This window comes from Providencia sp. AGC89, assembly GCF_053543535.1.
The window spans coordinates 43,779-56,073 of sequence record NZ_JBIXLP010000090.1 but is presented as its reverse complement, the minus strand read 5'-3'; the positions used below and the strand labels follow the sequence as shown (position 1 = coordinate 56,073).

Annotated in this window: 13 protein-coding genes; all 13 read left to right on the top strand. The window is 42.4% G+C overall.

The window, feature by feature from the left end:
• The first annotated feature begins 540 nt into the window (after positions 1–540).
• The 13 genes from ACIPUA_RS18795 to ACIPUA_RS18735 all read left to right on the top strand — a co-directional run bounded on the left by ACIPUA_RS18795 (position 541) and on the right by ACIPUA_RS18735 (position 12,291).
• A complete protein-coding gene (locus ACIPUA_RS18795; protein ID WP_048605952.1) occupies positions 541–1,419 on the top strand; it encodes an SMP-30/gluconolactonase/LRE family protein in 879 nt (292 codons plus the stop codon).
• Positions 1,420–1,491: 72 nt separating this feature from the next.
• Positions 1,492–2,838 carry an MFS transporter gene (locus ACIPUA_RS18790; protein WP_449059997.1) on the top strand — a complete coding sequence of 449 codons (1,347 nt, stop codon included), beginning with the start codon at positions 1,492–1,494 and terminating at the stop codon, positions 2,836–2,838.
• Positions 2,839–3,257: 419 nt separating this feature from the next.
• Positions 3,258–3,572, top strand: coding sequence for a Rieske (2Fe-2S) protein (locus ACIPUA_RS18785; RefSeq protein ID WP_042845618.1), 315 nt, complete (start codon positions 3,258–3,260; stop codon positions 3,570–3,572).
• Positions 3,573–3,574: 2 nt separating this feature from the next.
• Positions 3,575–3,883: a recombinase-like helix-turn-helix domain-containing protein gene (locus ACIPUA_RS18780; RefSeq protein WP_042845619.1), complete on the top strand. Its 309-nt coding sequence runs from the start codon at positions 3,575–3,577 to the stop codon at positions 3,881–3,883.
• A 58-nt stretch (positions 3,884–3,941) separates the two neighbouring features.
• Complete coding sequence (locus ACIPUA_RS18775) at positions 3,942–4,982, top strand: aromatic ring-hydroxylating oxygenase subunit alpha (protein ID WP_230233209.1); 1,041 nt, start codon at positions 3,942–3,944, stop codon at positions 4,980–4,982.
• On the top strand, positions 4,975–5,730 hold the full coding sequence (locus tag ACIPUA_RS18770) for an SDR family oxidoreductase (RefSeq protein ID WP_042845621.1): 756 nt from the start codon (positions 4,975–4,977) through the stop codon (positions 5,728–5,730). Before ACIPUA_RS18775 ends, ACIPUA_RS18770 begins: the two co-directional genes overlap by 8 nt.
• 29 nt (positions 5,731–5,759) lie before the next feature.
• Positions 5,760–6,536: an IclR family transcriptional regulator gene (locus tag ACIPUA_RS18765; protein WP_042845622.1), complete on the top strand. Its 777-nt coding sequence runs from the start codon at positions 5,760–5,762 to the stop codon at positions 6,534–6,536.
• A 110-nt stretch (positions 6,537–6,646) separates the two neighbouring features.
• Entirely contained in the window at positions 6,647–7,573 is a 927-nt protein-coding gene (locus ACIPUA_RS18760) for a VOC family protein (RefSeq protein WP_048605946.1), read from the top strand.
• A gap of 4 nt (positions 7,574–7,577) precedes the next feature.
• Entirely contained in the window at positions 7,578–8,792 is a 1,215-nt protein-coding gene (locus tag ACIPUA_RS18755) for an NAD(P)/FAD-dependent oxidoreductase (protein WP_449059996.1), read from the top strand.
• 21 nt (positions 8,793–8,813) lie between these two features.
• Positions 8,814–10,094, top strand: a complete 1,281-nt coding sequence (locus ACIPUA_RS18750; protein WP_048605944.1) for an MFS transporter — start codon at positions 8,814–8,816, stop codon at positions 10,092–10,094.
• Between the two features lie 24 nt (positions 10,095–10,118).
• Positions 10,119–10,631 carry a cupin domain-containing protein gene (locus ACIPUA_RS18745; protein WP_042845626.1) on the top strand — a complete coding sequence of 171 codons (513 nt, stop codon included), beginning with the start codon at positions 10,119–10,121 and terminating at the stop codon, positions 10,629–10,631.
• A 15-nt stretch (positions 10,632–10,646) separates the two neighbouring features.
• Complete coding sequence (locus ACIPUA_RS18740; RefSeq protein ID WP_042845627.1) at positions 10,647–11,486, top strand: alpha/beta fold hydrolase; 840 nt, start codon at positions 10,647–10,649, stop codon at positions 11,484–11,486.
• Between the two features lie 10 nt (positions 11,487–11,496).
• Positions 11,497–12,291, top strand: a complete 795-nt coding sequence (locus tag ACIPUA_RS18735) for an SDR family oxidoreductase (RefSeq protein WP_042845628.1) — start codon at positions 11,497–11,499, stop codon at positions 12,289–12,291.
• The last annotated feature ends 4 nt before the right edge of the window (positions 12,292–12,295 follow it).

Below are 12,295 nucleotides of genomic sequence, written 5' to 3'. Positions count from 1 at the left end.
ATTGCTTCTTAAAGTTTAAATAGCTTTATTAAAATTTTTTTGTATTTAGCTAAGTTATGTAATTTCAATGGTTATTCTATAGACAGGTCAGAATGGAGCCTTGTGCGCGATCAATAATCCATTACAAAATATAAGGTTTATTGACACAAAAAATAACTAAAGTTAAATTTATAAAGTTAATCCACTTTCTGTTAAAAAGTTAATTTAATATCGATTAATCTATTACCTTTATTAAGAAGTATTAGTTAATATGCCTAACTATACATTTAATTTAAGTCAATTGATTTTATTTTAGATAACTATTAGAATAAAAAAATATAAGAACCCTCCTCAATATTAAATTTTATTTCATTGTGCAAATGAACAAATGATTTAACAATTGAATATATAATAAACATTGCCATCTTCACATTATTCCAGCGTTATTCCCCTACTATTAAGATTCTCTATAACTAATTAACCCAATCGTGTAAGTAATCACACTCCCGAAACCCATTAAATAACCCTAGTTTAAATAATGTCATTAGTAGGATTTGAAAAATGAAAATAAATATATTATTGGATTTAAAAAACAATTTAGGGGAAGGCCCTATATGGGATGTAGAACAACAACGTTTATATTGGATTGATAGCTTAGATGGACGAGTATTTTCATGTACAGAAAAAGGAACTGAAATTAAATGTTGGGATGTTAGGCAAAAAATAGGCTCAATGGCTTTATGCAAAGACGGTCATTCGGCTATAGTCGCCCTAGAAAAAGGAATATATATTCTTGACTTTATAACAGGTGAAACTCATCTTCTGCACGCACCTGAAAGTGACAAACCTAACAATAGGTTTAATGATGGAAAAGTCGATAGACAAGGACGCTTTGTTGTCGGCTCTATGGACATGCAAGAAGATAACCCATCAGGGGCGTTATATCGATTAAATACAGACCACTCACTCCATAAAATAGAACAAAACATTATTGTTTCTAATGCACCTTGTTGGTCACCAAACGGTGATATTTTTTATTTTGCTGATACATGGACAGGGGAAATATGGAAATATGATTATGACGTATCGACAGGTAATATTAATAATCGCCAGACATTCTGCAAAGTCGATACATCAACAGGAGGCGCTGCAGATGGAGCAACTGTTGACAGTGAAGGCTACCTTTGGAATGCACTCGTTTATGCAGGGAAAATCGTGAGATATAACCCCGACGGCGATATTGACAGAATTATCGAAATGCCAGTTAAAAAGGTCACCAGCGTCGCTTTTGGCGGCGAAAATTTAGATATTTTATATGTTACTTCAATGGCAAGGCCACCATTACCTCGCTTCCCTGAAGATGGTCAATTAAGAGGAAGCGTATTCTCAATACATAATCTTGGTGTAAAGGGCATAGCTGAAAAAAGATTTGGTGGGTAGATAAACAATTTGCTAATCAAAATTTAATATCAATTAACCTCAAATTATTATACTTATAAAAGAGCTATAATTATGATTAAAAATAATGTTTCAAATAATAAAATATCCTTTAAGAATATACATCGCTATTCATGGGTTTCATTATTCATATGTTGGCTTATTTGGTTATTGAATGCTTATGATAGAGAAATGATTTTAAGGTTAGGTCCGGTTATTTCTCAAGAGTTTAATTTAAGCCCTGAAGAGTGGGGTAATATTGTTGCTATTATCATGATAGCTCTCGCTATTCTTGACATACCAGGTTCTGTATTAAGTGACCGATATGGCTCCGGTTGGAAACGAGCTCGTTTTCAAGTTCCTTTAGTTTTAGGTTATACCGCAATTTCATTTGTTTCAGGTTTTAAAGCAATTAGCCATAACTTAACCTATTTTATTCTATTGCGTTTTGGGGTTAATTTAGGTGCAGGCTGGGGTGAACCTGTTGGCGTCAGTAATACTGCTGAATGGTGGCCTAAAGAAAAAAGAGGGTTTGCTCTCGGTGTACACCATACGGGCTATCCTATTGGGGCTTTATTAAGTGGCGTTGTCGCAAGCTTTATTATTTCTGAATTTGGCGAAGCAAATTGGCGCTATAGTTTCTTTATTCCATTAATCGTCGCACTGCCTATTATGATTTTTTGGGCAAAATATTCTACCGCTGCAAGGATTTCAATATTATATCAACATATTGAAAAGTCAGGGATGACAAAACCTGCTGAGAATAGCAGTACTCAAGTTCAAAAAGGTGAAGGGTTAAAAATTTTCCTGAAAACACTAAAAAATAGAAATATTGCCTTAACCGCAGGGAATACCCTATTAACTCAAATCGTCTATATGGGGATAAGCATGGTATTACCTTCTTATCTATATCATGTTTCGGGGTTATCTTTAGCGGCTTCTGCGGGTTTGAGTATTATTTTTACATTGACGGGCGTGGTTGGGCAAATTGTTTGGCCATGGTTATCGGATATCTTAGGCAGAAAAAGAACATTGATCATCTGTGGTTTATGGATGAGTATCGGGATTGCTTTATTTTACTTCGCAACCTCAATGCCAAAAATCATCGCAATACAACTGTTTTTTGGCTTAGTCGCTAACGCTGTTTGGCCTATTTACTATGCCATGGCATCAGATAATGCAAATGACCAGTCCATATCCACAGCAAATGGTATTATTACCACATCAATGTTTATTGGCGGTGCGTTATCACCGTTATTAATGGGCTGGTTAATCAATTTAGGCGGGGGTTGGAATAGTTCTTTAGGCTATATTTATACCTTCTTTGCGATGGCTGCATGCGCATTATTAGGCGTTATATTACAACTCTTTACGACCCATGCACCATTAAATAACAAACATCAAACCCCAGTAGCAAGTTAACGCTTCATTTTTGACAATAGTAAGTATAGAACCACTTTGTATATAAGTGGTTTTGTACTTAAACGTCATTAAGTTATTTCTTCAATCAGTTTTAACTATACGTGAAACGCTTTTTTAGTGACGTCTAAATAAGGCGCCATTTTAATTTTATTCCCCCTCTTCTCTCATCCCTATTCTCTCACCTTTTCTAACACGACCAGCTTAGTCTGCACTTTACTCTGCGTATGTCAGCTTGGGTTTCTTATATGAAACAAAACATCACCATAACCTAGACACACCCCACATTTTGAAACGATTATTTTACATAAAACCAACATTTGATTGACTAATAATCGTCCATACAATTAATCTGGTTTTAAATAATAAACAATGTTTTATATATGAAACAAAATGTTACCCACATTTAAAAGGAGAAAACAATGAGCTGGATTGCGGTATGTGATGTATCACAGGTTCAAGAAGAATTTCCTTTTTCCGCCAAAGTTGATAATGCCGAGATTGGGATCTTCTTGGTTGAGGACCAATATTACGCCTTGGAAGATGTTTGCCCGCATGCTTATGCCCTTTTAAGTCAAGGTTTTGTAGAAGATGGAAAAGTTGAATGCCCACTACATGAAGCCATTTTCGATATCAAAACCGGAAAATGTTTACGTGAACCAGGAGGTCGTGACTTAAAAACCTACCAAACGCGAGTTCACGAAAACCAAATCGAAATCAGTTTAATTGAGGAGTAGAAATGGAACCCATTCAGAATTTTAATCCTTATTTACCTGCAAATAACCAAATCATTCCTGCCCGTGAAGGGGGGAAAGGCAGTATTCAAGCACCGGGAAGTGCCCCCAATATTGTTTGGCAAACCCGTTCACGTATACCTGATGAATATGAGACCACTCTAATTTCGGCACTTGAGACTCTATTTGCAGCAGGCACTGAAACCCTTGATGAATTAGTTAGCGCATTAAACCAGCTGCAAATATATGACCGACAAGGTCACCTTTGGTCTTCCAGCAGTTTCCGAGAATTTCTTCTCGTCAATGGTTATTAACACCTTGGCATTACTCAGAAAATATAATTAAAACGCCTTTGATAAACGGAAGCAAATCATGACAACCAATACACAACTTCAAAACTCTCAAGAATATTTAGATGTTGGGTTACGTGGACAATGGTATCCCGTATTATCCAGTTGGGAAGTAAGCAGTAACCCTATTGGCATCACTCGGCTCGAAGAACAAATCGTTTTATGGCGAGATGATAAAGGCCAACTTCACGCACTTGAAGATAGATGCCCACATCGTGGCGCTCGATTATCAATGGGGTGGAACCTAGGTGAACGCATTGCTTGCTGGTACCACGGCGTCGAAGTCGGTGGCGACGGTGTCGTTAAAGATGTTCCAGCGGTCAGCCAATGTCCGCTTGAAGGGCAAAAATGCTTAAAGACCTACCCAGTTCAAGAAATTCATGGGGCTATTTTTCTCTACTTTGCTGTCATTGAAGGTGAAACCCCACCCGCTCTTGAGTTCCCTGAAGAATTAGCGGATGACGAAAATCACAGTCATTTCCTATGTACTGCCTCATGGAAATGCAATTACCAGTATGCGTTAGAAAACGTAATGGACCCCATGCACGGAACCTACCTCCATTCATCATCACATTCAATGGCTGAAGGAGACAAACAGTCAGAGATGCTCCTTGAAGCGACAAAAAATGGTTTCATTTTCCGTAAAAATGACCAAATTGGCGTCAACTTCGATTGGGTCGAATTTGCGAGCACAGGCGCAAATTGGATGCGCTTATCCATTCCTTATCAAAAACGTTTTGGGCCGGGTGGGCATTTTTGGATTATCGGTATGGTCGTTCCTGAAGACCGTGATCATACTCGGGTCTTCTTCTGGCGCATCCGCAAAGTCAAAGATTGGCAACGTGATTTATGGCGCTTTATGTACCGCAATCGTCTAGAAGGGTTGCACTGGGATGTCTTAGAACAAGACCGCGTTATTTTAGAAAACCTTGCGCCTAACGCACGTAATAGAGAATTCCTCTACCAACATGATGTGGGGCTATCGCGCCTACGCCGGATAATGCAGCGTGAAGCGAAAAAACAATTTGACCTAATAAACAGCAAGGTAGCTGAAAATGCGTGACTTATTAGTGGGCAAACGGATTGTGATCACTGGGGCAGCCAGAGGGCTTGGCTTTAGTTTTGCCCAAGCCGCAGCACAGCAAGGGGCTCATGTTGTCTTATGTGACATCCTAGAACAACGGTTACAAGAAAGCGTTGAAACACTCCGTAACCAAGGCCTTGATGCACAAGGTGTTCAGCTTGACCTTGCTTCCCCTGATTCAATAGCGCATGCATTCGATATCATCGGTCAGCAAGGGGTTATTGATGGTTTGATCAATAACGCAGCTCTTGCAACAGGTGTAGGCGGCAAGTTACTGGATGAGTATGACATAGCACTGTGGGATAACGTCATGACCGTCAATGTCAGAGGAACATGGCTAGTCACAAAAGCGGCTTTGCCATTTTTAAAACTCAGTGGCCATGGAAAAATCGTCAATATTGCCTCCGATACTGCACTGTGGGGTGCACCAAAGCTAATGGCTTATGTCGCCAGTAAAGGGGCCATTATCAGTATGACTCGTTCAATGGCTCGCGAACTTGGTACTCACCGCATTTGTGTGAATGCTATTGCACCGGGGCTTACCAAAGTTGAAGCAACAGAATATGTCCCTGCTGAGCGCCACCAGCTTTATGAAAATGGCCGAGCACTACAAGGTGAACAAATCCCTGAAGACGTAACAGGCACCGCGTTGTATCTACTTTCACCAATGGCTAATTTTGTCACAGGGCAATTAATTCCCGTTAATGGTGGCTTTGTTTTTAATTAACTAACCAAGTTGGCTAAGGGGTTAAGGCAATGAGTTCAACATGCAAATATTTAATACCGGGTTTGGAAAAAGGGTTACAACTTCTTCTTCTCCTCGCTCAGCAACATCGTGAGTTAACTTTTGCTGAAATCTTGCGCTTAGTCGATATGCCAAAGGCTACGGCATATCGGGCTATCCAAACATTGGTGCATTTGGATTTTCTCGTCCAACACCCACGCACAGGGGCCTTTTCTCTGGGGCGAAAAGTATTAAGTCTTGGTCTTGGTTATATTGCATCGTTAGATTTAACTCAATTAGGTCAACCCATTATCGAACAATTGAGAGACCGTAGCCAATGTAACAGCCATTTAGTTATCCGCGATGGCACAGATATTATTTATATCGCTCGGGTTAGTGGTGCCGAATCAAAAATTAACCACGTCAGTGTCGGAACACGTTTATCCGCGCATCGTACCTCACTTGGGCGCATGCTACTTAGTGGGCTGAACCGTGCGGAATTTGATGCACTCTACCCTCACGATGAGTTACCCGACAATGCAGGCAGTAAACACGAATTCTGGCAAATGATCCAAGCCGACAAATTGCGTGGCTACGTGATCGGCGAATCATTTTATCGTCGGGGGATTTCATCCATTGTTTACCCCGTCTACAACCAAGCTAATGGCGTAGAGGCGGTGATTAGCATCATGGTACCGATGAACAGTATTCCGGCACAGGAACGCCAGCGATTACAAAATGAAGTGAGTTATGCCGCGCAAAGATTGACTGAATTTATTGGTGGTATGAACCAAGCAAAAGCCGTTTAGCGTTAAGCAATTATCTACCCTACATTTTTAGGTTTATTGCCATAAGCCTCAGACTCCTTTTGCCCAAAAGGTGCCTTTGGCAATAACACCAATCTACAGAGGACTTTGCTATGTCAGTGATTGGAATAGAAAAATTAGAATTTGGTGTCGAAGACATCCCTAACTGCCAAAAATTTTTACATGATTTTGGCCTACAGGTTACCGCGGTCAACCCGTCATTATTTTCGACGCTCTCTGGGGCAAAAATACAACTTTTTGACCATCAAGACCCTACACTTCCCCCTGCTTTTGAAACAGGCTCAACCCTGCGTCGAATAACTTGGGGGACGGAAAATGCCACTGAACTCAATAAAATCATCGAAAACATTCAGGGTTGTGATGGTTTCAAACTTACTGGAGATGGCGCCGAATGCCGTGACCCGAATGGTATGACAGTGGCTTTTACCGTCACTCAGCAACAGAGCGTCGAAATAGAAATCTCACCAATCAACCAATGGGGGGATATTCGCCGTATTGATCAACCTAGCCCTGTTTACGAAAAAGCAACGCCAATTAATGTGGGCCATGTGGTATTTTTTGTCGACGACTTACCGTCCACAGAAGCCTTTTATTGCCAAAAGCTGGGTTTTCAAGTCTCTGACCGTTATATCGACCGTGCTGTCTTTTTACGTGCTCAAGTTAATGGTTGCCATCACAATTTATTCCTACTCAAATTACCACACCGTGGCAGCGGCCTTAATCATGTTGCCTTTACCGTACGTGATATCCATGAAGTCATTGGCGGTGGCTTAGCAATGAACCGGCAGCAATGGAGCACCTTTATTGGTCCTGGTCGCCACCCGATTTCATCGGCTTATTTTTGGTACGTTAACAGCCCGACCGGTGGCGCCTTTGAATATTACACCAATGACGATTTCTTGACGGATAAATGGCAGCCTCGCGAACTGGAACATTCACTGGTTTCATTCACCGAGTGGGCGGTGGAAGGCGGTCTAGATTATGAAACCCGTCGTCAAGTCAAACCGGTAAAGGAGTAACCCTATGAATTCCTTAATCCAAGGTGGTATTGTCATTATTGGCGGTGGGCAAGCAGGTGGCTGGGCGGCAAAAACCTTACGAGATGAAGGTTACCAAGGCCAAATTTCTGTTATCAGCGATGAAGATCATGACTTTTATGAACGCCCACCGCTATCAAAGGCCGCACTCACACTAGAAAGCTTTGCGCTGTCGCGGTTATTTAGTGAAGAAGCCACCCAAGCCTTACATTTGCAATGGTTTCGCCCAGTGCGAGCCACTAAGATTGATACAAAAACAAAATATGTTCACCTCAATGATGGTCGTATTGTAACGTTTGAAAAACTGTTACTCGCCACAGGTGGACGCCCCCGTTACCTCTCCAATGATTGGCAAAAACACCCACAAGTTTTCGCATTACGCTCATGGAACGATGCACAACAACTACGCTCAGCACTCCTTGAGTCAAAGAAAATTGCCATCATTGGCGGCGGGTGGATTGGCTTGGAGGTCGCTGCCTCTGCACGTCAAATGGGAATAGATGTCACAATTTTTGAGCGTCAAAGCCGCCTATGCGAACGCAGCGTTCCACAAAATGTCTCTGAAGCATTGGCACAGCGCCATACCCGAGCTGGCGTACATATCATTACGGATTGTGGTGACATTAAGCTTGGGGAGTCAGTGACTCGCTTACAAATCACTTGCCAGAAGCAACCATGGCAAACATTCGACCTAGCCGTAATGGGGATTGGGGTTGAATTAAACCTTGAACTCGCCAAACAGGCTGGGCTTGATATCACCCATGGTATTGTTATCAATGACCAAGGGCAAACCTCACACCCTGATATTTACGCTGCTGGCGACGTGGCTTGTCATCCAACACTTTCTTTATGTCTGCAATCTTGGGCTTACGCACAAAACCAAGCCATCACGACGGCAAAAGCCATGTTAAACCCGCAATCAGAAGGGTTTGATGAACCAGCTTGGCTATGGTCGGATCAATACCAAGATAATATTCAAATATTGGGCATACCAACTTCGCAAGCGCAACAACACATCCAGCGCTATACACCAAACTCAGAGATCCATTTTTCCCTGAATGACACTAATGAATTGGTGCAAATGATTGCTTTCAATGATGCACGCGCTATCAAGCTAGGTAAGCGTTGGATGCAAAGTCACCGCAAACTGGATCCTTCTGAACTTGCTGATCCAACATTTTCACTGATGTCACTGAAATAGTGTACAGCAAGGAGAAATAATATGGCTAATCAAAGCATTACCTTACAAGCCAAGGAACATGACCAACAAGCCCAAGACATCCCTGAAAAAATTAATTGGTTAATCCCAATTGGCTTATTTTCCTGTGTATTGCTCGCTTTCTTCGACAAAATCAGTATTGCAGCTCTGTTTTCAGATGAAAAGTTTCAGCAGGCACTTGGCATTGACTTTGATCCAACACGTTTAGGTCTGCTGATGAGCGCATTTTTATTTGCTTATGGCGTTTCCTCAATGTTACTTAGTGGAATTGGCGACCGATTCCACCCAACCAAAATGCTACTGTTTATGATTAGCAGTTGGTGCTTCTTAATGATTTTCATGGGGTTTACGCATCATTACGGCACGATGGTTTTTCTGAGGATCTTGCTCGGTATTGCTGAAGGCCCCCTGCTAGCCATTGCTTACGCCATTGTACGCCGCACATTTCCACCTAAGATGCAGGCTCGCGCCACCATGATGTGGTTACTTGGAACTCCAATTGGAGCGGCTCTAGGCTTCCCTATCGCCCTATATCTTCTGAATAATTTTGGCTGGCAAAGTACCTTCTTTGTAATGGCGGCCTTTACCGTACCCGTTTGGTGGCTAGTCGTGATTGGTATCCGTCACCCTAACTTAGTAAATCGTCAGGCTCAAACCAAAAACTCAGCGGGTGAAAAACGATCAGCCGAACAGCTCGCGACCATACAAGCCCATAAAAAACGCTTATTCCAAAACAGCCATTTTTGGATTATCTGCCTGTTTAACATCGCTTTTCTTGTTTATCTTTGGGGGATGAATGGCTGGTTACCAAGCTATTTAATTAAAGGGAAATCAATCCACTTAGAGCATGCAGGGGTCTTATCCTCTCTCCCCTTTATCGCCATGTTGTTTGGCGAAGGAATAGGCGCATGGTTGTCTGACCGCTATGACCGTAGAGCTTTAGTGTGTTTTGTATCTCTCTTAGGTGCGGTATTGGGCTTAGCTGGAGTGCTATTCCTCACTGATACCTACAGCATCATCCTCATGATGGCATTTAGCATGTTTATGTGGGGAGCAGGTGCTCCCAATATCTTCGCTCTACTCGCTAAAGTCACACAAAAACAAGTCAGTGCATTGGCCGGTGGCATATTCAATGGCCTAGGAAACCTCGCTGGCGCGGCGGCACCTCTGCTGATGGGGGTGCTGATCACCGCCACTCACACTATGGATAGCGGGCTGTTATTTATCGTAATTATTGGTTTAGTCGGCAGCCTACTACTTCTGCCTCTACTGAAAAAATACTAATCACTCTGTGTAGGAGATAACGCTATGTCACAACCTCAAATCAAACCCCAAGATATCCCAATGGCACAATGGATAGAATCACGAATTGCTCGCCTTGAAGGCCGTAAATATGACTGGAACGCCTTGAAATTCCAAGCTGATTACGACCCTAAATATCGTCGTGCCCAAATGCGCTACATCGGTACTGGTGCAACAGGTGTTGCTAATGACGTGAATACCGTCCCCGCAGAGAACTTCACTTTCTCCACCATGGTATTACCCGCCAAATGTGAAGGCCCCTTACATTTACATCCTGATGTTGAAGAAGTGTTTTTCATGCTGAAGGGCACTATTACGCTATTTGTTCGTGATGGTGACGAAGAGTATGAAACGGTTCTCAAAGAACGTGACCTAATTTCTGTTCCAGCGGGGATTTACCGTGGTCTATTTAATCATGGAGAGGAAGAGGCATTAATGTGCGTGATGATTGGCACACAAAAGCCTGCAATCCCGACTTACCCAGAAGACCACCCGTTATCTAAAGTGAAACGTAACTAACCGGAGTTATCAGTGATGAATTTGCCAATCGAAAAACTTCCTGCACAACAACTGGCTGATTTTGGCCAATACCGCCTTAATTGGCGCTGTTCAGGTCATGGGCATGCCGTCGTTTTATTGCACGGGATCAGCTCTGGCTCGGCCTCATGGGTAAGCCAACTGGCTTCTTCATCACTGACCGACCACTATCGACTGTATAGCTGGGATGCTCCCGGCTATTCGGGCAGCTCAATGCTCAACACAGCGAAACCAACTGCTGTTGACTATGCTACAGCATTAAAAGCTTTTTTAGATAGCCTAAAAATACAACAGGTCGTTTTAGTCGGGCATTCACTCGGAGCCTTGATAGCTAGCGCTTTTGCCGCACAATATTCTCAGCAAGTAAAAGGGTTATTTTTAGCTAATCCAGCTCAAGGCTATGCCTCTAAAAGCCCTGAACAGCAAGCTTCCGTGTATCAACAACGGCAGATGATTGTAACTAATTCAGGGTTACAAGCCTATGCTGAAAACCGAGCCGCCGCCCTACTATCACCCAATGCAACCCCAGAAAAAATCGATTGGGTGAAACAAAATATGGAAAAACTTAATCCCCAAGGCTTTCTTGCGGCAGCATGGATGTTAGCCCATGACGATATTAGTTTGTATTTAAAGGGTTATAACGGGCCAATCGAAATACTGGCAGGCGCTGATGACACCATTACGCCACCACAACAAGTACAGCAGCTCGCGATACAACAAGAGTGCCCTTTTTGGTTGATTAAACAAGCGGGACATGCCAGTTACCTTGATACCCCCACACAGTTTAATCACCATTTGAAACAATTTTTAGAGACGGTATACAACCCAGTCGAATAAAGGAATCCTTATGAATTTACAGTTAAATAATCGTATTGCTGTCGTGACTGGAGGGAGCTCTGGTATTGGTTTTGCAACAGTCAAACTGTTACTCGACGAAGGTTGTAAAGTTGCTTTTTGTGGTCGAGATACTGAAAAACTACAACACGCTCTCAATACATTACGGTCTCTCTACCCTCAAGGGGAATTTATCGCACAGCGCTGTGATGTCCTCGATAAGGCACAAACAGAAAACTTCGCTCAACATGTTTATCAACACTATGGGCAAGTTGATCTTCTGATTAACAATGCGGGTCAAGGCTATGTTGCAAGCTATGCTGACACTCCTGAAGCCGCTTGGTTACATGAAGCACAATTAAAATTATTTGGTGTCATTAACCCAGTAAATGCTTTTTTACCTTTCTTAGAACAATCCAATATTGCGTCAATTACCTGTGTTAATTCGTTATTAGCGTTACAACCCGAGCCCCATATGGTCGCCACATCTGCCGCACGCGCTGCTCTGTTGAACATGACATTAAATTTATCGAAAACATTGCTACCCAAAGGGATACGCGTTAACTCAATTTTGCTCGGTATGGTCGAATCAGACCAATGGCGGCGTCGTTTCGAAAACCGGAGTGATAAAAGCTTGGATTGGCAGCAATGGATTGGCGATATCGCTAACAAGCGAGGGATCCCGATGCAACGTTTGGGGAAACCAGAAGAACCAGCCCGTGCCTTAGTTTTTTTAGCTTCACCGATGGCTTCGTTTACCTCCGGTGCCGCTTTAGATATTTCGGGTGGCTTTAGCCATCACATTTAAAGGG

Coding starts and splice junctions, on each gene's coding strand:
- ACIPUA_RS18735 (WP_042845628.1), top strand. CDS start 11,497: ATGAATTTACAGTTAAATAATCGTATTGCTGTCGTGACTGGAGGGAGC.
- ACIPUA_RS18790 (WP_449059997.1), top strand. CDS start 1,492: ATGATTAAAAATAATGTTTCAAATAATAAAATATCCTTTAAGAATATA.
- ACIPUA_RS18755 (WP_449059996.1), top strand. CDS start 7,578: ATGAATTCCTTAATCCAAGGTGGTATTGTCATTATTGGCGGTGGGCAA.
- ACIPUA_RS18740 (WP_042845627.1), top strand. CDS start 10,647: ATGAATTTGCCAATCGAAAAACTTCCTGCACAACAACTGGCTGATTTT.
- ACIPUA_RS18775 (WP_230233209.1), top strand. CDS start 3,942: ATGACAACCAATACACAACTTCAAAACTCTCAAGAATATTTAGATGTT.
- ACIPUA_RS18745 (WP_042845626.1), top strand. CDS start 10,119: ATGTCACAACCTCAAATCAAACCCCAAGATATCCCAATGGCACAATGG.
- ACIPUA_RS18760 (WP_048605946.1), top strand. CDS start 6,647: ATGTCAGTGATTGGAATAGAAAAATTAGAATTTGGTGTCGAAGACATC.
- ACIPUA_RS18780 (WP_042845619.1), top strand. CDS start 3,575: ATGGAACCCATTCAGAATTTTAATCCTTATTTACCTGCAAATAACCAA.
- ACIPUA_RS18795 (WP_048605952.1), top strand. CDS start 541: ATGAAAATAAATATATTATTGGATTTAAAAAACAATTTAGGGGAAGGC.
- ACIPUA_RS18785 (WP_042845618.1), top strand. CDS start 3,258: ATGAGCTGGATTGCGGTATGTGATGTATCACAGGTTCAAGAAGAATTT.
- ACIPUA_RS18750 (WP_048605944.1), top strand. CDS start 8,814: ATGGCTAATCAAAGCATTACCTTACAAGCCAAGGAACATGACCAACAA.
- ACIPUA_RS18770 (WP_042845621.1), top strand. CDS start 4,975: ATGCGTGACTTATTAGTGGGCAAACGGATTGTGATCACTGGGGCAGCC.
- ACIPUA_RS18765 (WP_042845622.1), top strand. CDS start 5,760: ATGAGTTCAACATGCAAATATTTAATACCGGGTTTGGAAAAAGGGTTA.